22 protein-coding genes are annotated in these 20,542 nt (G+C 65.9%); 7 read left to right on the top strand and 15 right to left on the bottom strand.

From position 1 onward, the window contains the following. The first annotated feature begins 616 nt into the window (after window positions 1-616). Complete coding sequence (gene ileS, locus ACGGCP_RS21700; protein ID WP_392968959.1) at window positions 617-3,757, top strand: isoleucine--tRNA ligase; 3,141 nt, start codon at window positions 617-619, stop codon at window positions 3,755-3,757. A 69-nt stretch (window positions 3,758-3,826) separates the two neighbouring features. Here the strand turns inward: ileS and ACGGCP_RS21695 are convergent, their stop codons facing one another. From ACGGCP_RS21695 to ACGGCP_RS21685, 3 genes are read right to left on the bottom strand one after another with little or no spacing between them, the layout of a single operon-like run. Then, a complete protein-coding gene (locus ACGGCP_RS21695) occupies window positions 3,827-4,930 on the bottom strand; it encodes a SagB/ThcOx family dehydrogenase (RefSeq protein ID WP_392968956.1) in 1,104 nt (367 codons plus the stop codon). Continuing rightward, a complete protein-coding gene (locus tag ACGGCP_RS21690) occupies window positions 4,930-6,048 on the bottom strand; it encodes a SagB/ThcOx family dehydrogenase (protein ID WP_392968954.1) in 1,119 nt (372 codons plus the stop codon). The genes ACGGCP_RS21695 and ACGGCP_RS21690 overlap by 1 nt, the downstream gene beginning before the upstream one ends. Window positions 6,049-6,100: 52 nt before the next feature. Beyond that, window positions 6,101-6,253, bottom strand: a complete 153-nt coding sequence (locus ACGGCP_RS21685; protein ID WP_392968951.1) for a hypothetical protein — start codon at window positions 6,251-6,253, stop codon at window positions 6,101-6,103. Between the two features lie 154 nt (window positions 6,254-6,407). On the opposite strand from ACGGCP_RS21685, the gene ACGGCP_RS21680 reads away from it, so the two are divergent. Then, window positions 6,408-9,251, top strand: a complete 2,844-nt coding sequence (locus ACGGCP_RS21680; RefSeq protein WP_392968948.1) for an orotidine 5'-phosphate decarboxylase / HUMPS family protein — start codon at window positions 6,408-6,410, stop codon at window positions 9,249-9,251. Then, the gene (locus tag ACGGCP_RS21675) at window positions 9,229-9,720 is read left to right on the top strand and encodes a GNAT family N-acetyltransferase (protein WP_392968945.1); all 492 of its coding nucleotides are present in this window, start codon (window positions 9,229-9,231) and stop codon (window positions 9,718-9,720) included. The genes ACGGCP_RS21680 and ACGGCP_RS21675 overlap by 23 nt, the downstream gene beginning before the upstream one ends. A 48-nt stretch (window positions 9,721-9,768) precedes the next feature. Here the strand turns inward: ACGGCP_RS21675 and ACGGCP_RS21670 are convergent, their stop codons facing one another. The 10 genes from ACGGCP_RS21670 to ACGGCP_RS21625 form a co-directional block, all read right to left on the bottom strand. Then, window positions 9,769-10,974 carry a sulfotransferase family protein gene (locus ACGGCP_RS21670; RefSeq protein WP_392968942.1) on the bottom strand — a complete coding sequence of 402 codons (1,206 nt, stop codon included), beginning with the start codon at window positions 10,972-10,974 and terminating at the stop codon, window positions 9,769-9,771. Window positions 10,975-10,994: 20 nt separating this feature from the next. Next, complete coding sequence (locus tag ACGGCP_RS21665; RefSeq protein WP_392968939.1) at window positions 10,995-11,207, bottom strand: hypothetical protein; 213 nt, start codon at window positions 11,205-11,207, stop codon at window positions 10,995-10,997. Window positions 11,208-11,231: 24 nt separating this feature from the next. Next, complete coding sequence (locus tag ACGGCP_RS21660) at window positions 11,232-11,489, bottom strand: hypothetical protein (RefSeq protein WP_392968936.1); 258 nt, start codon at window positions 11,487-11,489, stop codon at window positions 11,232-11,234. Continuing rightward, the gene (locus ACGGCP_RS21655; RefSeq protein WP_392968933.1) at window positions 11,477-11,869 is read right to left on the bottom strand and encodes a hypothetical protein; all 393 of its coding nucleotides are present in this window, start codon (window positions 11,867-11,869) and stop codon (window positions 11,477-11,479) included. The genes ACGGCP_RS21660 and ACGGCP_RS21655 overlap by 13 nt, the downstream gene beginning before the upstream one ends. Continuing rightward, the gene (locus ACGGCP_RS21650) at window positions 11,853-12,155 is read right to left on the bottom strand and encodes a hypothetical protein (protein ID WP_392968930.1); all 303 of its coding nucleotides are present in this window, start codon (window positions 12,153-12,155) and stop codon (window positions 11,853-11,855) included. The genes ACGGCP_RS21655 and ACGGCP_RS21650 overlap by 17 nt, the downstream gene beginning before the upstream one ends. Window positions 12,156-12,341: 186 nt before the next feature. Further along, on the bottom strand, window positions 12,342-12,635 hold the full coding sequence (locus ACGGCP_RS21645; RefSeq protein ID WP_392968928.1) for a hypothetical protein: 294 nt from the start codon (window positions 12,633-12,635) through the stop codon (window positions 12,342-12,344). Beyond that, entirely contained in the window at window positions 12,628-13,266 is a 639-nt protein-coding gene (locus ACGGCP_RS21640; protein WP_392968925.1) for a hypothetical protein, read from the bottom strand. Before ACGGCP_RS21640 ends, ACGGCP_RS21645 begins: the two co-directional genes overlap by 8 nt. Continuing rightward, complete coding sequence (locus tag ACGGCP_RS21635) at window positions 13,259-13,876, bottom strand: hypothetical protein (protein WP_392968922.1); 618 nt, start codon at window positions 13,874-13,876, stop codon at window positions 13,259-13,261. Before ACGGCP_RS21635 ends, ACGGCP_RS21640 begins: the two co-directional genes overlap by 8 nt. Then, the gene (locus ACGGCP_RS21630) at window positions 13,873-14,163 is read right to left on the bottom strand and encodes a hypothetical protein (protein WP_392968919.1); all 291 of its coding nucleotides are present in this window, start codon (window positions 14,161-14,163) and stop codon (window positions 13,873-13,875) included. The genes ACGGCP_RS21635 and ACGGCP_RS21630 overlap by 4 nt, the downstream gene beginning before the upstream one ends. Then, on the bottom strand, window positions 14,160-14,567 hold the full coding sequence (locus tag ACGGCP_RS21625; protein WP_392968916.1) for a hypothetical protein: 408 nt from the start codon (window positions 14,565-14,567) through the stop codon (window positions 14,160-14,162). The genes ACGGCP_RS21630 and ACGGCP_RS21625 overlap by 4 nt, the downstream gene beginning before the upstream one ends. A gap of 530 nt (window positions 14,568-15,097) precedes the next feature. Between ACGGCP_RS21625 and ACGGCP_RS21620 the strand changes: the two genes are divergently transcribed. Both ACGGCP_RS21620 and ACGGCP_RS21615 read left to right on the top strand, forming a co-directional pair. After that, window positions 15,098-16,378 carry a helix-turn-helix transcriptional regulator gene (locus ACGGCP_RS21620; protein ID WP_392968913.1) on the top strand — a complete coding sequence of 427 codons (1,281 nt, stop codon included), beginning with the start codon at window positions 15,098-15,100 and terminating at the stop codon, window positions 16,376-16,378. 24 nt (window positions 16,379-16,402) lie between these two features. Next, the gene (locus tag ACGGCP_RS21615) at window positions 16,403-17,134 is read left to right on the top strand and encodes a creatininase family protein (protein ID WP_392968910.1); all 732 of its coding nucleotides are present in this window, start codon (window positions 16,403-16,405) and stop codon (window positions 17,132-17,134) included. Window positions 17,135-17,212: 78 nt separating this feature from the next. Here the strand turns inward: ACGGCP_RS21615 and ACGGCP_RS21610 are convergent, their stop codons facing one another. After that, window positions 17,213-17,692 (bottom strand): hypothetical protein, encoded by a 480-nt coding sequence (locus ACGGCP_RS21610; protein ID WP_392968907.1) that lies wholly within the window; start codon window positions 17,690-17,692, stop codon window positions 17,213-17,215. A gap of 5 nt (window positions 17,693-17,697) precedes the next feature. Next, the gene (locus tag ACGGCP_RS21605; protein ID WP_392968904.1) at window positions 17,698-18,531 is read right to left on the bottom strand and encodes a hypothetical protein; all 834 of its coding nucleotides are present in this window, start codon (window positions 18,529-18,531) and stop codon (window positions 17,698-17,700) included. A gap of 431 nt (window positions 18,532-18,962) precedes the next feature. Here ACGGCP_RS21605 and ACGGCP_RS21600 point away from each other — a divergent pair, with 431 nt between their 5' ends. Both ACGGCP_RS21600 and ACGGCP_RS21595 read left to right on the top strand, forming a co-directional pair. Beyond that, window positions 18,963-19,838: a hypothetical protein gene (locus tag ACGGCP_RS21600; protein ID WP_392968901.1), complete on the top strand. Its 876-nt coding sequence runs from the start codon at window positions 18,963-18,965 to the stop codon at window positions 19,836-19,838. A gap of 18 nt (window positions 19,839-19,856) precedes the next feature. Next, on the top strand, window positions 19,857-20,489 hold the full coding sequence (locus tag ACGGCP_RS21595) for a hypothetical protein (protein ID WP_392968898.1): 633 nt from the start codon (window positions 19,857-19,859) through the stop codon (window positions 20,487-20,489). The last annotated feature ends 53 nt before the right edge of the window (window positions 20,490-20,542 follow it).

Here is a 20,542-nt window from a genome sequence, read left to right as displayed (position 1 = left end):
GAGTTTCCCAGGCTTCGGTCACATCATGTGACCCGGACCCGTTGATTCCAAGATGATCGCACTGCCACAAATAGACTTAGCACTTGTTCTGCCACAACTGAATCTAGCTGAATAAGGAGCACCACCCTTATGAGTGAAGTAACCGCTCTCGCGCGCCGCTACGCCATCGACATCAACACCGGCACGACTGCCGCGCCCGCTTGGTCGCGTCTACTCGGCGTCCGCGAGTCCTCGACGCGTGGCTCGCCGAGGACCGGCCGCGCCGGTCAAGCGCGGCGTCGCCGAGGGCCGGGCCGACATCGCCCGCGCCCTGAAAGGCCAAGCCGTCTGTCGCACGGAGGAAACGAAGTAACCGGACGTAGAGCCCACCACATCCGACTCTGTTCCGCGATGCGCTACAGTGCGAGAACAGGCGTTGACCCGGCCATCACCGGTGAGCCTCCGGAAGAACGGTTCCAGTGGAATCTAGTAGAACCGGACGGGAGCGGCCCGTGACAGCCGTCCAACGAGCGGTTGCTCCGAGCGAGCAGCAAAGTGAGGTGGTACCGCGGATCGTCGGGGGTGGCCCGGCGGTTCGTCCTCGCACGGATTACACCTACCGATGCCGAGGACCAGAATGCCTGCCGAGCCCGTAGTGCGCGCGTTGCCCGCTCGAATCGACCTGCCCGCCGTCGACCACGAAATCCTTGCGTTCTGGCGTGAGCGCGAGATCTTCCAGCGGAGTCTGTCCCAGACCGAGGGCGGCCAGGAATGGACGTTCTATGAGGGCCCGCCGACCGCCAACGGCCGCCCCGGGGTCCACCACGTGGAAGCGCGGGTCTTCAAGGATGTGTTCCCGCGCTACAAGACCATGAAGGGCTTCCATGTGACCCGGCGTGCGGGCTGGGACTGCCATGGCCTGCCGGTGGAGATCGCCGTCGAGAAGGAACTCGGTCTCTCCGGGAAACAGGACATCGAACGGGTGGGCATCGCCGAGTTCAACGCTCGCTGCCGGGAGTCCGTCCAGCGTTACGTGAGCGACTTCGAGGCGATGACCGAGCGGGTCGGCTACTGGGTCGACCTGACCAAGCCCTACCGGACCATGGACCCCGAGTACGTCGAGAGCGTGTGGTGGGCGCTGCGGCAGATCCACGACAAGGGGCTGCTGGCGGAAGACCACCGGGTCGCCCCGTATTGCCCCCGCTGCGGAACCGGCCTGTCCGATCACGAAGTCGCCCAAGGCTATGAGATGGCCGAGGACCCGTCGGTGTACGTGCGTCTCCCGGTAGAAGGCGAGATCGCCGGTGTCGCTGGCGCCGAGCTGTTGGTGTGGACGACCACCCCGTGGACGCTCGTCTCGAATACGGCGGTCGCCGTCCACCCCGAGGTCACCTACGCGGTTGTCCGCAGCGAACGCGGCACGTTCGTGATTGCGGAAGCTCTGGTCTCCAAGGTGCTCGGGGATGAGGCCGAAGTCCTCGCGACCATTGCCGGGCGCGACCTAGAGAAGATCCGCTACCGTCGACCGCTCGACTTGATCGAGGTGCCGGACGCGCACTTCGTGATCCTGGCCGACTACGTGACCGTCGAGGACGGCACCGGCCTGGTCCACCAGGCCCCGGCGTTCGGCGCCGACGACCTCGCCACCTGCCGCCGCTACGATCTGCCGGTCGTTAACCCGGTGAACGCCGACGGCACGTTCGAATCCGGGATCGAGCTCGTCGGCGGCCTGTTCTTCAAGGACGCCGACCCGGTGCTGGTCGCCGAGCTCGACCGCCGTGGGGTGCTGCTGCGGGCCGAGACGTTCGAGCACAGCTACCCGCACTGCTGGCGCTGCCACACGCCGCTGATGTACTACGCACAGCTGTCGTGGTACATCCGCACCACCCAGATCCGTGACGCACTGCTGCGGGAAAACCAGCAGACCGGCTGGCACCCCGAGCACATCAAGGACGGGCGCTTCGGCGACTGGCTAAACAACAACATCGACTGGGCGCTCTCGCGCAACCGCTACTGGGGCACACCGCTGCCCTTGTGGCGGTGCGAAGAAGGCCACATCACCTGTGTCCAGTCCCGCGCCGAGCTCGGCGAACTCGCCGGGCAGGACCTGTCCGACCTCGACCCGCACCGCCCGTACATCGACGCGATCCACTTCGCGTGTCCCACTTGCGGTACGGACGCACAGCGGGTGCCGGAGGTCGCTGACGCCTGGCTCGATTCCGGTGCGATGCCGTTCGCGCAACTGGGCTACCCGTGGGTCGAAGGCAGTGAGAAGGCGTTTGCGAAGTCCTATCCGGCCCAGTTCATCGCGGAGGCGATCGACCAGACCCGCGGCTGGTTCTACACGCTCATGGCCGTCGGCACCCTCGTGTTCGATCGTTCCTCCTACGAGCACGTCCTGTGCCTCGGCCACATCGTGGCCGAGGACGGACGCAAGATGAGCAAGCACCTGGGCAACGTCATCGAGCCGATCCCGTTCATGGACAAGCACGGCGCGGATGCGCTGCGCTGGTACATGCTGTGCGCCGGCTCCCCGTGGGTCTCCCGCCGCGTCGGTGACACCGGGCTCGAGGAGGTCGTCAGGAAAGTCCTGATGAGCTACTGGAACACCGTCTCGTTCTTCACCCTCTACGCCGAAGCCAACGCCTGGGACCCGAACACTGCTGTCCCCGGGTCGGACTTCACGCCGCTCGACCGGTGGCTCCGGGCCGAACTCCATCACTTGGTGGGCCAGGTCAGCGAGGCGATGGAGGACTTCGACACCACGAGCGCCGGGCGTGCGCTCAACCAGTTCATCGACGACCTCTCCAACTGGTACGTGCGTCTTTCCCGGCAGCGGTTCTGGGCGGGTGAGCCCGCCGCACTCGCCACCCTGCACGAGGCGATTGACGTCCTCACCAGACTGCTCGCCCCGTTCACGCCCTTCATTACCGAACAGGTCTGGCAGCAGGTGCTCCGCCCTGTCAACCCTGCCGCCGCTGAGTCGGTGCATCTGGCGTCCTGGCCGGAGCAGGACCGCGCCGCGCTCGACAGCGACCTGCGCGAATACATGAGCGTTATCCGGTCGATCGTCGACGCCGGCCGGACCGCGCGCAAGACCAACAGCCTGCGGGTCCGTCAGCCTCTGGCCCGTGTTCTCGTCGGTGTCCCTGGTCGGGAGCTTCCGCCGCAGGAGCTGCTCGCCTATGTCGCCGATGAGCTGAACGTCCGCGTGGTCGAAGCGCTGGAATCGGGCGGCGAAGTCGTCAACGTCGAGGTGAAGCCCAACTTCCGTGCCATCGGCCAGCGGTTCGGCTCCCAGACCCAGCAAGTCGCCGCGGCCATCAGGTCTGCCGACGCGGCTGCCATCGCGGCCGCAGTTGAGGCCGGCACGACCATCGAGCTCGACGCCGATGGCCAGGCAGTTCAGATCGGCGCTGATGAGGTGTCGGTAGTCCAGACACCGCTCGAAGGCTGGGCGGTGGCGACCCAGCGGGACGTGACGGTAGCGCTGGACACCACGATCACTCCTGAACTTCGTCGCGCGGGGCTCGCACGCGAAGTGGTCCGCCTGGTCCAGGAGGCGCGCAAGCAAGCCGGCTTCGCCGTGACAGACCGCATAACCCTGGTCTGGGAAGCTGAGGGCGAGATCGCTGCCGCTGTCGAGGAGTTCGCGGCCGACCTCGCCGAAGCGGTGCTGGCGGTCTCCGTGGAGCGATCGGACCCGGGCAACGATGCCGAGGAAGCCGACGAGCTTGACCTGCGGTTCGCAATCGAGCGGGTCGAGCAGACAGGCTAGACACCTTAAAGGCGGCGGGGCCGTGGAACCGATATCGGTTCCACGGCCCCGCCCTTGCTCGGCTCCTGGTCAGTTGCTGCGGCCTAGCGCTGCCATGTATAGCGGCGAGTGGTCGACGTCGGAGACGCCCAGCGTCTTGCACATCGCCATGTCGTCGATGGCCGGGGTGGCGAACGACCGCAGGCCGATCGCGTTGGCGAGCACCTGGACCGTCTGCATGAACGCGCCGCATTCGGTCAGCGCGAATCGGTAGGCCCTCGGGAACCGGTACTTCCACATGTACTGCTGCCAGTCGACGCAGATGACGAGCATTGCCGGGGCGTCGTTGACATAGGACTGGCTCCACATGAGGTCGTCCAACTGCCCGATGCCCGTGTCGGCTTGGACGAGGCCGAGCGCATGCTCGACGGGGTCGTAGTGGTAGACCGCGAAGTCCTGTCGGATCTCGGGCGGGGCTCCGGAGCCGCCCGTGATCACGAAGGCGTTGAACGGGGCGCCGAGGCTGTAGGACTGGGTCGTGTACAGGTACGGGGACGATTCGGGGAATCGCGGTTTGAAGGTCAGGCCAAGGATCGTGGCGAGGTCGCCGAGGTCGATCGACGTGCCGCTGAAGTTGCGGTGGGTTCGCCTGCTGTCGTGGACGTCCCAGAAGTCCGCCGGGATCGGGCCCGGTGCGGGAAGCGGCAGTGATTCGGTGATCGACGCCCGCCAGCGTTCGGGTCGGGGCGTGTCGGGTTGGACGTTTTGGTCGACCAGGTTGCGGGTCATGACCTGTGGGGAGCCGCTGTAGTCGTGGCTCCAGATCGTCCTGCTCGACGCGCGGTGGTAGTCCAGGGCGTCTTCCCAGCCCAGGCCGATCCAGGTTTGCTCCCCTGTGGAGAGGCCGCTCGGTTCGGTGCACCAGTAGCCGTAGTCGAGCAGGTTCCGGACCACCTCAACTGCGGCGGTGCCGGAGGCCCCAAGCTTCTCGGCGATGAGCTGCTGGGCCCGCGCGGCGCTGACGGTCTGCGGCATGGAGATGAGCAGTCCGGCGAGGTCGGCGGAATCGGTGGCGAAGTACTCGCGGTCGGAACCGCGGCCCCAGGCAAGGGTGTAGCCGTCCTTATCAGAGGATTGAAGGACGATGCCGGCGGTGAGGTACAGCGTGGTCTGGTCGCGGAGTGCAGGCGTCATCATCGAATCCCTTCAGCGCCGATGCCGATGGCGTACAGCGGGCCCTCGATGCCGTCGTCGTCCAAGCCGAGGAATTCGAGCATGGCCGCGTCGTCGACGGAGGGGCAGTGGTAGGCGCCGAGCCCTCGGGCCGCCGCGGTGAGATTGAACGTTTGGACCAGGTGCCCGAGTTCGAGCATGATCATCCGGTAGGACCGCGGGTAGCGGTACTTCCAGCTGTGCCTGAGCCAGCGGCAGGTGACTACCACGACGGCTGCGGCGGTGGCGATGCCGCCCTTGCCGAAGCAGATCGTGTCGATCTCCTCGGGTGCGCCGGCGCCGGGGACGGGCCTGAGCCGGTGGTCGGTCGGCTGGAAGTGGTAGACGCCGCCCGGCATGCCGTTCAGGTGTTTGGCAACCACATAGCACTCCAGCGGGTGGCGCGCGCCGCCTGAGGGATGTGCCTTGATCAGGTGTTCCCCGAGGGTGCCGCCGACGGTCCGTTGGGCCCCGGCGGCGTCGCCAAGGAGCCCCACCACGTCGGCGGCATCGAGCATCGATCGTTCGAAGTGGTTGATCGGCATAAGGCCGTTCAACACCGTCTCGGCGGCGACGGGAACCCTGTCGGTGGGTTCGACCTCGACCGGTTCGCCGTAGAGGTCGACGGGCTTCACCGCCGGGGGCTGCTCGCCGACGTCCTGGCTGTTTTCGAGCAGCTGCCGGTAGTAGGTCGGGTAGTCCATGCCGTCGAGCGTGTCGGGGTCGAACCGCTGTCCGAAGGTCGCCGAGTGGAATGCCGCCGGATCGAACCAGCCGAACTCCTGCCAGCGCTCGGCGCGCACCCGGGCGAGGTCGCTCGAGTCCTTTTCGATGAGCGCTCCGGCCTCGATCAGCTCCTTCAGGACCTGTTTGGCCGCATCGGTTTCGATACCGAGGTCGGCGCGCAGCGACGCGAGCAGCCCGGATTCGGTGGCGGGGCGGCTGGCTTTCAGCAGCCAGGTGATGAGTTCGGCGGGTGACGGAGCGTCGACTTCGACGCCGTAGCGGTCGTGTCCTGAGCCCGTCCAAACGAGCGGGGCATTGCCGGCCCGAAGCCGACGCACCCTGAGGTCCGGTGAATGAACGTACTCGGTTTCCATGACTGGCACCTGAGTCCTTCCTGCGAGGTGTATCGGCTCCGGGTTCCGGAGGCTAGTTGTTCTGCTGGATGGCGAAGGTCGCCGAGGTGTTGCGGCGGGTCAGTCGGATGACGCCGGACTCGGTCGGGATCACGGTCGAGACCGCGGCCTTCTTGAGCTCGGGATCGGTGTCGGCCTGCCCGGCCTGGGTCGGTGAAGTGGCCATTTGCCCTCCTCTTCGTGTTGTCGGATGCTTTTCAGTCTCGGACGGTGTGCGTGTTCGGGGAAGGGAGCTTTGGGGGGATGCCTATGGGATGCTTGTAATCTCCCCCGGACCGGCAGTCGCGATCCGCTGCCGCGAGTGATCGCAGGAGCCCACCGTGAACAACGCGTACGCGAACAACCGATTGCGGCGCCTTCGCGAACAGACACGCTCGGAGGAGGCCCCGGCACAGTCCATGTCCCGCATCGAACTGGCGGGTGCGGTGAACGCATGGGTCCAGGCTCGACGTGGGCGTGAGTGCGACCTCGACGCGAACTACATCGGGAAACTCGAGCGGGGCAATATCCGCTGGCCGCAGAAGGACTATCGCGATGCACTGCGGGCGATCCTTGGCGTCGACACCAACGAGGAACTCGGGTTCCAGCCTCCGCAGCGTCAGGTACTACCAGCAGTATCCGAGGAAGAGCAGCAACGGGAGTTCACGCCCGTGAACAGCTCGGGGGCTAGACCGTTTCCATCGTGGGGCGAAAGCAGCCGGGGTCGCACTGCGCACCTCATGAAGCAACTGCGACAACATCACGCGCGTCACTACCATCGGCCCGAACCGGCGGTTGCAGCCTTCGACAGGTTCCTGGCATCTGCCGACCGGGCGCTCCTCGTCACCGGTCCGGCCGGCACCGGGAAGACCAGCCTTACTCTCCACCTCGCTGAGCGCCATCACACCGAAACAGTGATCCAACTCCACAACGGCAGCGAGTGGGACTCCAGCACTGACCTTGCCCGCGAGATCCTGCGATACGACTCCCGGTCCTGTGGAGACGATTCGCTACTTTCCTTGGAGCATGCGCTCTTCAATGCGGGAGCGACGACGGTCATTGTCATCGACGGGCTGGACACCCCCGAACGCCTCGACACCGCCGCCCGAGGGTGCGACACCCTCATCCGCTACATCTACGACCACCGCCTGCGCTTCGTGCTCTGCTTCAGGACCCCGCCGATCCCTGACCTCTCTCGTTTCCCGCTCCTGCAAACCAATCTCCACACCGTGGGAACCGAATCAGGGATCCTCCTCGACCGCTGGACCGAGGCCGATGCCCGCCGCATCTGGTCTGAGCACGCCAATCCCCATGAACCCGACTGGGACCGGCTTCCTCCGCTGATGCGCCGCATGGCGCGAACACCGCTCTTGATGCGCATGATCAAGACCCAGCTCCCCCAAGGACAAGCCCGCGAAGGAAACACGTATACCTTCATCGAGCAGTGGCTGAACTCGCGGCACTTGAACGAGCCGGTGATAATCGAACACGACGTGCTCGACGACTTCGAACAGGCGCGTCGGCACCTAACCGAACTGCAGGTTCTGCGTGAACCCGGTCGCGCGATCCAGAAGCTCAATGCGCTGGCCACCACGAGCCTGACTGACGCCCGCTCACGTGTAGCGCTCGCCTTGACCCTTGCCGGCCTCGCATTCCACCAACCTGAACTACTCAGCAGTGCCGCGCTCACCCCCGGCTGCGATCCCGAGACCACGCTTCCGATGATCCTCGAGATTGCAGCCGAGCACGACCTGGAACTCAATCGGGAGGTCATCCGCACCGCCGCAGGCCAAGCGCTCCAGGCCGACCGCGTGAGGTTGGCTTCCGCCCTCCTGGGATACCACCGACCCGGCCTTAGCGAAGCTGAACAAGCTCAGTGGATCTGCGACGCCCTCAACCGCTACGGCAGCCAGCTCTGGCCCGCGATCAACCAGTTCGTCGCCGAGTCGGCAGGGCCAGTGGCAACAGCCCTTCTGACGAAGCTCAACCTGAGCAACCCCTCGCATGCGATCTACATGGCCCGCTACCTGGGTGAATCGACCCCACTCGGCGAGCACGTCATTTCAGAACTGCAGACCCATCCGGATTGGCGAGTCCGCGCCGCACTGGCGGAAGCCGCCGCCGACCACCTCTCGACGAACACCACGAGCTTGACCGCGCTTGCGCACGACCCGGATTACAAGGTCCGCAGTAGACTTGCCGCAGCGGTCGCTCGCACGTCCGGCGGCCTGGCCGAGTCGATCACCGAAACCCTTCTCTCGGACCCGAACTGGCATGTCCGCACCACGCTCGTGCAAGCCGTCGCTCACGAAGCCGACCCGCGGCTTGACGCAATCATCCTCAGCCACTGCCAAGGCCCGGAATGGCGTCGTCGTCCCCCTGCCGCAGCAAAGGCACTCGGCGAGATCACCGCTCGAGGCGCCGCCGATTCCAACCAACACGTCCTTGCGACAGAACCTCGCAGCGATCGGCGGATCGACCGGAGCGGCTACCGCCGCCTGAGGGTACGCAGATCACTCCAGATCGCCCTGGACCTCTACGACCTCGAACGGGCCCGAGAGGTCGCATCCGCAGTAGCGAAGGCCGGCGTCGACCTCATCGAAGTCGGCGACCCGCTCATCAAGACCAACGGTGTCGCGGCGATCGAAGCCATCCGACAATCCGCACCGGAATCGCTGATCATCGCCGAGATGATGTCGGCGGACTGGGGCCGAGACCAGGTCGAACTGGCCGCCAAAGCCGGAGCCGATGCCGTTCTGCTCATCGGCCCCGCCAGCTTTGCGAGCATGGATCAGGCAGTCACTGCCGCACGTAAGTACGATCTCCCGGTCACCATCGACATCCCCGACGCCCATCGCAACCGAGAGTGGATTCAACAGGCTGAACACATAGGCATCGACGGCTTCACCATCACCACGAACATCGACCTCGGCATCGCCGGACCAACCCCGCTTGAGCAAGCCAAACAGGTCAGGTCACTCACCCAACGTCCGATCGCGGTAAGCGGCGGGTTCAGCCTCAGCGACCCCGAGCTCGTCCTCCGGGGCGGCTGGGACATCCTCATCGTCGGCCGGGCCGTGGTCGACGCGGTCGACCCAGCCCAGGCTGCGAGGCAGCTGCTCGACCTCATCGACCAACCAGCGACACCAGAAAGAAGGCACAATGGAGCTGACGACACTCCGTAAGGAACACATCCCGGCCCTCACTCGGCTCATGGAGCAGGGGGAGCCGTACGTGCGTGTCCGCGGCGAATCCGACTACTGGCTCTATTCTGCGCTCTTCGCCGATACCTGCCCGATCATGATCGAGGACGGACAGGTCATCGGCGCGGTGCTCGCCTTCCACTCGCAGGTCGATTCGTTCGAGACATATATCCAAGATGTCATGGTCCATCCTGATCATCGCCGCAAGGGCATCGCATCGAAGCTGATCGCCGTTCTTGCAGATCGGACACGTGACGCCGGGAGGACCCTGATCTATCTCACCTCCGAACCCGACAACACCGCCGCTCACGAGACCTGGACGCGACTGGGATTCCAGAACAGGCCAGGGACTCGCAAGGACGGTGCCATCGAGATCATCGAGAACTTCAAGGGCGCTGGCAAGGATCGCGCCGTCTACGATCTGGATCTATCGACTCCGACCGCATCATGACCTGATCCTCGCTTCCTTCAGCCGAAGTAGGCAGAAGGGTTGGGGCATTTATACGGAGCTGCCGAAGATCGGGGGGTCGGCGAGGCGCCCGTAGTCGCCGAACGCTCGGTTGACGGTGGCTTCGTCGAGGCCGTAGCGGTCGAGGGTGTACTCGTGGGGGCGGCCGGGGCCGCGGTCGGTGGCCGCTTCCACGCGGGCTCGGTCGGACGGTGTCCATTCGAGCCCGAGGGTGCCGAACAGCTTCTCGACGGTGCCGAGCGGGTCGGCGGTAAGCTCGGGGTAGCGCAGGTCGATGACCTGGTGCCGGGGAATCCTGGTGCGGTCGTCCCTCCCTTTGGCGACCAGGGCCGACATGGTGGCGATGGCCATGCGGCCGATGTCGTGGAGGTCGTCGGGTTGGAGCCGCCGCTGGTGCATCGCGCGGCTGGTTTCGACCAGGGAGGAGATCGAGCCGACGACGGTGACCGGGTCGCGGTGGGTCCACACGATCGTCGCGTCCGGGAAGAGTTTCAGGATCAGGTCGAGGCGGCCGAGGTGCGTGGGGCACTTCAGGACCCATCTCCTGTCCGCGCGGTTGTGTTGGAGGACTTGGAGGCCCTGCCGCAGATACCGATAGTCGGGCTCGAAGTCCCGTTCGCGCAGCCACGCCTCGTACCCAGGCAGTGGTACCCGCGCGAGGTGCTGCTCTCCGTGCGGGAGGAAGAAGGCGCATTCGTCTGGGCGCCTTGCGACTTGCGGGTGGATGTCGCGCATGGCCGGCGCGAGTGTGGTGACGAGGCGCATCGCGTTGTCGACGCTGCGGATGACCTTGCGCTGCGCTGGGGCGGGCAGCGGGACGCTGGTGTGCAGCAGCTCCCACAGCATCGGGCCGCGGGCGCCGGGGGCTCCGGCGAGGATGTTGTGGGCGAGTGTGGTCGCGGTGCGCGGGAGGCCGACGACCACGATCGGCCGGGCGATCGGTTCCTGTTCGATCTCGGGGTGCGCGGCGAGGATGCACAGCACTCTGGCCCGGTTGCGCAGTCGTCCCTCGATGTCGCTGTAGAACGAGAGCCATCCCAGGTTCGAGAGGCGTTCGACCCGGGTGACCTCGCGGAGCAGGAGCCGCATGTCGTTGATGAAGTCCGGGTCGTCTTCTTCCCGGATGTTGTTGCGGCGCAGGATCTTCTGTATGAGCCGGTTGGCGTCGCGCGGGGGCGTGAACGGTGTGAGTCCGGCGCTGAGCACGGGGGTGAGCGGACTGGTGCGGGGGTGCATCGAGTCTGGCCTTTCAGGAGTCAGGCGAGGTAGGTGGTGGCGTAGCTCCAGGCGCCCACGATGGCGGCGATACCGGCGCCAGCCCAGGCCAGCTGCGCGAGGCGGTACTTCATCTTCGCGCGTGCGTAGGAGCTGAAGATGTAGAGCGCGATGAGGATCATCGCGATCCCGGCGATGATGCCGGGGGATGCTTCGAGGTCGCTGATGAGTTGGTCGTAGTTGCTTTCGTCCATGGTGGATCAATTCCGGTCGGGGGTCTACAGGTTCGGTTGCGGGGGTTGGGCGCGGCGGTACTCGCGGACATTGCCGACGGCCCAGGTGATGCAGGCGGCGACGCCGAGCGCGATCACGGCGAGGAAGGCCAGGGCGTATTCGCGGTCGAGGGCGCCGTTCGCGGTGTCGAGCGCGACCTGGATGCCGCAACCGGCGAGGACGGCGCAGGCGAGGATGGGCCAGAACAGGTGGGTCAGGTACGGTGCGGCCCGCAGCAGGAGGGCCAGGATCAGGCCGCCCATGCCGCCGCCTCCGTCCCACGGGTCGGCAGGTCGCTGGGGATCAGCGAGCGCGGGTCGGGGGTGAAGTCCCATTCGCCGTCGAGGCCGTCGCCATCGAGGGCGGCGGCGATCTCTACAAGGAACCGCATGAGCACCGGGCCGCCGGCCCCGGCCAGGCCGAAGCCGAGGCGTTTGGCGTCGGCGTTGAGCCCGGGGTAGAGCATGCCGCCGCGGGTGAGTCCGACCTCGCCCAAGGGCGTGTCCGACACGCTCCCGCCGAGGGAGCGGATCGCGAAGCGGCGGGTGCCGTTCTCGGTTTCGTCGTAGGTGACGTGCAGGTCGTAGCCGAATGCGTGGAGGACACCGAGGTCTGTCGCGGTGGGGTCAGCGGTAGTCGGCATGGCCGGTGCGCCTCCTCGCGGGGAAGGTCAGTGGGTTCAGGCCGGTGAACGGGATGAGCGCGTTCGCGACTGAGGTGAGCCCGAGTGCACCGAGCGCCTCCAGACTCAGGCCAAGGAGGGCGCAGGCGGCGGACCAGCCCGTGGCGGGGGCGAGGCCGAACAGTTCGCGCAAGGCGACCACCATGAAGACGGCACCGGTGGCGAAGACGAGCGCGAAGATGATGAACAGCACCATCGCGACGGTGAAACCGACGCGGGTGAGCTGCGGTGGAGGTGGTTGATCCATTCGGGACAGACTCCGTTTCGAGTTAATGGGTCGGGTGCGGCGGCAACGGCGGGCGGATGGGAATCAGGGACCGCCGTTCTTGGGAGGCGCCGCCGCACCCGAGCGGGTGACGGGTGGCCGGTAGCGGAATTCGCGATGACCTTCCGGGCGTGGGAGACCTGGCCCGGTGATCGCGTCGCGGGGTCGCTACCGCGGTATGTGGTCTGGTTGTGTCGAGGCGTCCGGCTCGCGGTCGCTTCCGGCGGCCGCGGCCTCAGCGATGACCCGCTGGGCCTGTAGTTCGATCCAGGGCCGCCACCAGTCCAGGAACCAGCCCGAGAGCCAGCCCGGGGAGGTGTACGGGTTGTAGATGTGGCAGACCGGGATCGGGACCGAGTCGCCCTCGCGGGCCTCGACCCGGTGGACCTCGCCGTCACGGCGGAGGGTGAAGACGTACTGGTCGCGGGTGAACTCGCCGACCAGGTCAGCGTCGTCATGCATCGGGACCCCTCCGGTTCGCCTGGTTCGGCAGCGCGGCCGGGCACCAGCGGTGGGCCGACCGGGCGAGCGTGGAGGCGGCGCGCGCGAGCCGGTACCGGGCCGCCTGGCCCGTCTCCCCGATGACGTCGGCGCCGAACACGTCCTTGTAGACCGGGCTGGTGGAGATTTGGACCTGCATGTAGTCCTTGTGCAGCGCCGTCAGGGTGGCGACCCACCGCGGTTCGGTGCCGTCCTGCTCGTCCACGACACGGACGACGCCCGATCTCGCCTCGGTGGACATGACGAACACGAAGTCCCCGAAACGGATCGACGCGGTCACCCTGAGAGCGCGGCGGTAGGCGTTGACTATGGCGGTCTCAGCGAGGTCGGCGTTGCCGTTCGCTGCCCAGGCGGCCGGGAAGGTGAACTTCGTGCGGTGCTCGTCGTACCTGTCGAGGCGTGTCGCCTCGGCGATGCCCTGGCCCCGTTCGGGGTCGGGATAGACGCGGTTGACCTTCACCGCGTTGTCGTCGTGGAGGTACATCCGGTACGTCCACCCGCCACCGCTGGCGGTGTCGAGGTGGAACTCGCCGATGTTCAGCCCCCGGGTTTCGTGTTCCGGTCCGGCCTCGGGGGTCGCGGTCTCACTCATGCGGCACCTTCCTCTGCGTGTCCCTAGAGGACCGCCACACGTTCCCGGCGGCCTCCTTGATCTCCTGTGAGAGGTCCGAACCGCCGAAGCGCGCGGCCCAGTACACGGACTTGAGCCACAGCTCGGTCTCGGCATCGCCGGCATCACCGACGCGGCGGGCCTGGCCGATGTAGCGAGGGGAGCCGACCGCGGTGTGAAGCGAGACCGCTCGGTGCGCTGTGTCGGGCGTGAACGCGATGCGGAGCCCGTCGACGGTGAGGACCGTCGAGTCCTTCCCTGGCGCGAGGATCAGCGGCGGCGCAGGCTCGGCCGGTGCCGCTGCTTTGAGGGCTGCCATCGCTGCCTCGTATGCGGCATAGGCGGCCTCGCGCACGTCGCGGCGCTCGTCGGTGGTGAACGCGGGGGCGAACTCGGTCTCGACCCGGAACTGCGGGCGACGCAAGTGCAGGGCTGAGACCGTCCCGGCGAACTGCGGCTCGCCGCCGGTCGTGGAGACCGTCACCAGGCCGTCTCCGGCGAACACCCGCAGGCGTACTTGCCGCTCCCGGTCGCCTTCACCGATCGTGACCGTCTCGGTCGAGGGAGCGATCACGGCACCGATCTGGTTCATCGGATCGACCTCGCCCGCATCGTGTTCCGGTAGTGGCGTTGCGCGGTGCCGCGGATCTCCCGGCGGTAGTGGGCGAGCCTCTTGAAGTAGGCCGACTCGAACGCGACGCACGGGTAGTCGCCCCCGGCGAGGCCGTTGATCGCGCCGACCAGGGCGTCGTCGGCGTCGGCGTCCGCTAGGAGGACGTGGTCTAGACCGGGGAACGCGATGTAACGCAGGCGCATCCGGTCTTCCGGGCCACCCGAGACGAGGACCACCTTCGCCACGGGTTCGTTCTCGCCGCTCATGCGCCCACCCCCGCCGGAGACTCGCGGCGGCGATCGGCACGGGGCCGAGATGCGTCTCGTCGTTTGCGGCGGTGGGCCCGCGGCGGCCGCTGCTCAATCGGCGACGGCGGGCGCTGCGCAGGGATCGGTGCCCTCGGCACCGGAGAGCGACCGACGACGGTGTGGAGCTCAGTGTCGGAGAACAGACCGGCGTACGGCTGAGCGGTGTACTTGTCGCGGTCGCGCTCGTCGGCACGTCTTTGGAAGTAGGACAGCGCTTCGCGGCGAATCTCGCAGCCAGCGCGTTTGCAGCGCTCGGCGCACCACTCGCAGCGCCACAGACCGAACACGGTCCGGTACGGCTGGTGCAGGTCGATGTCGATCAGGGCGACGCCGAGATCGACGTAGGATTGGGTCAAGGTCATGAGAGAAGGCCAATTTCTCCCGTGGCCGCTGAGCGGCCCACGCCAGGACGGATCTCCGCAAAAAGTTCCCGATCTGGCGTGGGCCGCCGTCTTGTGTGCGGCCGTGGATACGAACACGTCTGCAGTTTTCGAGGTGGCCCGCCCGCCCCACCGTCTTCGTGACCAACGTCAGAAGCGGGCGGACCATGGGCCGCATTTGCGGCGGGGCGCGTCAGCCAGTAACCCCTCTCGACCGGCTGGCGCTGTCAGCACCGTTCCGATCTCGCAGCCCTGAATCAAGTTGTCGATGCCCTGGGCCCTGCTATCTAACGCGTAGCCTCAAGGCGCACATCCGAACGAAGTTGGTTACGGCTGCCTCTGGCGGTGGAGGCCAGCTTTGGACTGACTTGCTTGACCGATATGGAACGTCACTACGGGTACTTGCCACAAGGCATTCCTTCGGAAGGTTGCCGGAAACTATGCGGAAGTCCTTCCGACTCTCCCTGCGCTACGATCGAACTCTGCCTGGTCTGAAAGCCTATGGAGCGCCAATGTCCGAGGAACGCACCGCACTGGTCAAGCGGCGCACGCTCGTCGGGCACAGTCAGGAATCACTTGCCAGAGCAGTTGGCTCCACCTCCCGTTCAGTCCGGAACTGGGAGCATGGGATTAGCACTCCCAGCCCCCGGCTTCGTCCCTCGATTGCCAGAGCGCTCGAAATCAGTCTCGAAGTGTTGGACCGCCTGCTGAACGAGGACTCCCAGCCCTCAGTCCCAACTCCGAATCACCTCGTGCCCATACCGGCGGATGTGCATCCAGCGCCCGAACTGGAATACCTCTTCGCCAAGCTCATCTCCCGCTCACACCAGTCCGAGATTCCGGAGGTCGAGACCACATCCCCGGGTTCAATGTTCGAGCTCCCTGATGGCACACCGCTGCCGCTGGACTCGCTCGGAACCACTAGCGATCTTGACGAGCTACTGCTCGGACCGTTGGCTAGCTGGGCGGCAGCTGACAACAGAATCGGCCCGCATCCACTTCGAGGCCTCGTAACCTCTCACTTCAGAGTCATTGAGTCATTCCTGGACAGCGCCCGTGGGACCGACTTCAAGCAAGTCACCTACGCAGCCGCCCGTCACGCTGAGCTGGGGGGATGGCTGGCTCAAGATGCTGGAGATCTCCCGGCTGCCGCGGCTTGGACCAAGAGCGCTCTCGATGCTGCGCGGATCAGCAGCAACCGTGAACTCGAGTCGTACATCCTCATGCGGCAAAGCAACATCGCCACCGACCGAGGCGACGCCAAGCTCGCCATCGCGCTCGCTGATGCCGCGTGGCAGACGGCCCGGAGCCAATCGGAAGCGCTCCATGTCCTAGCGCTACGTCAGCGCGCTCATGCTCATGCCGCTCTCGGGGATTCTGCAGCGGCACTGCGCGATGCAGAACGCGCTCGTACCCTGCTGCTGCATGACTCTCCGGAACTGAGCGACCTAACCGGGTATTGCACGCTTGAATTCCTGACCATGGAGTCCGCGTCGTGCCTGGTGGACCTTGGGTTCGCAGCCGAGGCGATTCCGATTCTCGAGAGTGGCCTGCAGGATTGGGACCCGACGCGTAGAAGGGATCTCGGCCTGTGCCTGGCGCGCTTGGCGCTGGCGTATGCTCACTGCCGCGAAACCGAAATCGCAATGTCAATATCGCAGCAAGCCGCTGACATCGCAGCCACCACTCGTTCTCACCGTACTCTTCGTGTGCTCCAGCGGGTTTGCGACGAGTTCCAGCGTCTAGGCTCCCTGGAGCAGATGCGAGACCTTCGCACAGTGCTGGGAACCTGACGCCGATGTTGAGGGAGATACCCCGTGGCACAATTGCCGTCAATCACCGCCGCTGACATCGCCGAGATGAACCCACCCATCGCACTGTTGCCGGTCGGAAGCTGGGAGCAACATGGCGATCACCTTCCGCTAGCGACCGACGCGCTCATTGCCGCCACCATCGCAAACCGGATCGCCTCCAGATATCGACTACTCGAGTTGCCACCGGTCACGATCGCCTGCTCCCATGAACATGAGAACATGCCGCAGCGCCCGGGGACGGTCTCAATCTCGGCGACCACGCTCGCTGCGCTCATCAACGACGTTTACGCTTCCCTCGCCAGGTCGGGAATCCACAAGCTGATCCTCGTCAACGCTCACGGCGGAAACTACATGTTGTCGAATCTCGTCCAGGAGGCGAACGTCGCCGGCCAGCGCAACATGGGTCTTTACCCAGGCAGGTCAGATTGGGAGGCAGCGCGAGCAGCGGCGCGCATGGAAAGCGACCATGTTAGCGATATGCACGCCGGAGAGCTGGAGACCTCGATCCTGCTGAGCGAGCACCCTGAGTTGGTACGCGACTCGTTCAGAAACGGCGATTTTGAGGCGACGGAACGACCACATCTCCTCGTCCTGGCTATGGCCGGATACACCTCTACCGGCGTCATCGGGAAGCCTTCAGCCGCGACAGCCGAAAAGGGCGCCCTCGCGCTTGAGAGTCTCACGGAGCGCTTTCAGCCGCTTCTGCAGCTGTTCGACGAAAAACCGACCTCCTGAACCTGGTCATAACGTTGAGACAGGGTGGCTTCTCCGGCGGAAGGAGGCCATCGTGAACTCAGACTTCGGACTCGAGGCTCACAGATCCGCGAGGTCGGCGATCTCACCCTGGGCGAGCACGGCGGCGAGGTGATTATCCCGGTTGTACTCAGCAGGGTCAGCGAGTGTGGCGCTGAGCTGCGTCCGACCGCCCGGTGCGCGTTCGATCAATACCTCAGCCTCACCGAAAACCAGAAGGCCTGCGAGATCGGCAGTCTCGTTGAGCTGCTCGACAATCGCACTGAACAAGTCGTGATCGGCTCGGTTCTCTTCTTCCGCGGAGAGGCCCTTGGAGGGTTCGAAGATCACCATGACCATGTCGTTGACGTCGACGCCGATGCGGGCGGCCTCAGACTCCCAGTCCTCATCCGGATCGTAGGTGCGCACCCACCATCGGTCGCTCTTCAAGGGGAACGGGGAGTCGCCTTCGACGCGCGTCAGCTCCAGCCGCTCTGCGAAGTAGGTCGACAGGTCCTCCTCCGGAACGGCAGGACGGTAATAGGTGTAGTCAGACAACATTCAGTTCACGCTCTCAGTTTCAGATCGTGGACATGACCGTCCTTGATCACCTTGAGTTCCTTGAGGTTCTCGAGGGGTTTCCGTTGCAAGAGTCCCTCGATGTCAGCCGGCGCAAACCGTGATCGCTCAGCTTCGGGCCCCGCGTCCAGATTCACGACGATACGGTGCGCCTGTACCTTCCCGTCCTTGGGGTTGACCTTGCTCTTGATCGCTCTGCGAACTTGATCCAGGTTGCCGGTATGCGGCGTGTAGCAGTCCCAGTAGTCGCCCTCCATGAGGTAGTCGGGCTCTTTGCCGTTCGGCTTCGGTGGCGGATTTTGCTCAATCCGATAGCCCGAGCGAGCGAGCACCGCCGCAGCATCGTTCTCGGACTGGATGTCGAGTTGCTTCGACAGCTTGGCGCGTTGCGGGATTGGAGTATGGCCTCTATCGGGCTTGCGGTCGAAGTCTGGTGGAAGCGAAGGCTTGGTGACGTGGCCAAGGGGATGATCCGACCCTGTCGCAGTGCCGGACTTTGATTGTGTCGCTGGAAGCGTCGCAGGAACAGCACTCGGCTTCCCTCCTGCAGCCCGGGGCGAGGCCAGTAAACCGCGCCAGGACTCGATCTGAGATTGCAGCCCGTCAAGAGCATCGGCGATTCCGTTGGCTTGGCCGCTGAGCGCCTCGGCGCTCTCCTGCGCGGCATTCGCCTCGCTCGCCCTGGTCTCCAGGCCGATCGCTGCCATCGCACCGGCCAAGGATTCTATGGTCTCTTTCGACGCCTGGATGCTGGCGGCGAGTTCACGCGCCTGCTCGGCGTTGCTACCAACAGCTCCGGACGCCTCGTCGATGCTCGACACGGAGGGGGCTCCTCGATCAATGGGGGACGGTCAGACTACTCGATCGCAAGGTCGGGAACCGGACGGGACTTGGCCTGCATGGAGAACGAGGTCGCCAGCCCTCCCCCCAGTAGCTGTCGGTCTTTAAGGTTCGCTCGCTCGCGAGACGTCTAACAGGTCGCCCGCGCGACACGACCCTCACCCACGTCCATCCTTCCGACACCGGTGACATCGGGACAACTTCACAACAGGATCGGGTGTATCCGCTGGTCGCTGGCGCGGATTGCCGCCGCCAGGATACCCGGCGGCCGGTCGGGCACGCTGCGCTCGCACCGTCCTCGCTCCTTCGTCGCGAGGCATGCGCGTCCCTTCCTTCCCCGCCGGGTGGGCGGACGGGTCAATCCGGCCGCGACCGATACGGGTCGCGACCCCGAACCCGGAAGGAGTCGAACATGTCCGACGACATAGGGACCGCCAAACTTCGTGACTGCGCGGACCGCTTCGCCGACGGCCTGTGCGAGCGCCTGGAAGGCGCATGGCATCGCACCGACCAGGCGCAGACGGTCGTGAGCATCACCGACGGCGAGCGTGAACTGTGGCTGTGGGGATTCGAGCATGCGGGCAAGGTGCGCCTGCGCGTGCAGGCGCAGCTGCCGGATGGCTGGACCCTCCTTGAAGAGCCTCCCGAAAGGCCGGAGATCACGGCCAGCTCCAGCCGTTCCGTCGAAGCGGTCACCACCGAGATCACCCGCAGGCTCCTCCCCGCCCAGGCTGAGGCCGCTGTCGCGACCAAAGCCCTGCTCGACCGCGACGCGGAGCGCAACGCCGCCCGCGACAAGGTCCTGAACCACTTCCTGGCGCAGCTACCCGCCAGCGAACGGAACCTGTACAGCCCATACGGGTCGGCCAACAGCCACGGACCCGGCCCGTTCACCGCCGAGATCCACCCCAGTCAAGACGGGCAAGCCGCCGATCTTCGACTCCGCTACGTCCCGGCCCCGCTCGTGCAGCGCATCGTCTCCTTGATCGGCTCCGAACTGCGCGACGGCGACGACCCTGCCAGCTCCGCCGGGGTGCTCGACGATCTCGCGAACGCCATCACCGCGCTCGCCTCCGCCAGGAAGACCATCGAGCTCAAGCACCTTCTACGCGAGACCGCGCTGAATGTCCTCATCCTCTCGCGCATCGCCTCGAACCGGCTCCCCGACCGCATGCGGCGCGAGGAGATCGAGTCCGCCACCGATCACCTGATCACCCAGCTCCGCCACGCCTCGTGGGAGCTGCCGGTCCACTCCACGTCCGACCTGCCGCAGCCCGAGCAGTCCTGATCCCGTCTGGAGCATCCAATGTCCGAGACCAATTCCTGGATCGTGGAAGAGCGACAGCGCCACGCGATCGCCGAGCGCTGCGCCGCCGGCCTCGTCGAGCACCTGCCCGATGATTGGGTCCGCTGCGACCCCAATGAGTACGTGGTTACGATCGCCTCGGACGACCGGCGCCTGGTCGTCCGCCCCGAACGCACCGGCACGCTCTGGCGCGTGGTGATCGCTACCGGCCTCCCGGACGGCTACCGCGAGCACACCCGTATCGAGCCCTCCCAGACCTCCGTCGCCGCAGACCGCCCACCAGCGCACATCGCCGGTCAGGTCCGGCGTCGTCTGCTCACACCCGAGTACGACGCAGACATCCAGGCCGTCCACGCGGCCCTCGCTGCCGAACGCGACCGCAAGGCCGCGCTTGCGGTGGCGCTCGCCGAAATCGAGGCGTTCCTTCCCGGCGCCGGCCCGTACCCGCACGACGGCGAGGGCTACACCCGGTTCACCGGCCCGGACCTCCTCCGCGGCTCATTCCGGTTCACCCACAAGGCAACCAAGGTCGACATCAAGCTCGACTGGGTCCCTGCCGACCTCGCCCGGGACATCGCCGCGCTCATCGGCAAACACCTCAGCGCGTACACCGCCTCCAGTACCGAGGAGTGAGCACAAGACCCGAACCCGCAACCCGATCGCTCATCCGGGCCGACCAGCACCCG

Origin of the sequence: Glycomyces sp. NPDC048151 (assembly GCF_043202775.1) — a bacterium.
In the GTDB taxonomy this organism is placed as follows: Bacteria; Actinomycetota; Actinomycetes; order Mycobacteriales; family Micromonosporaceae; genus Glycomyces.
This window is presented reverse-complemented; position numbering and strand designations above follow the sequence as displayed.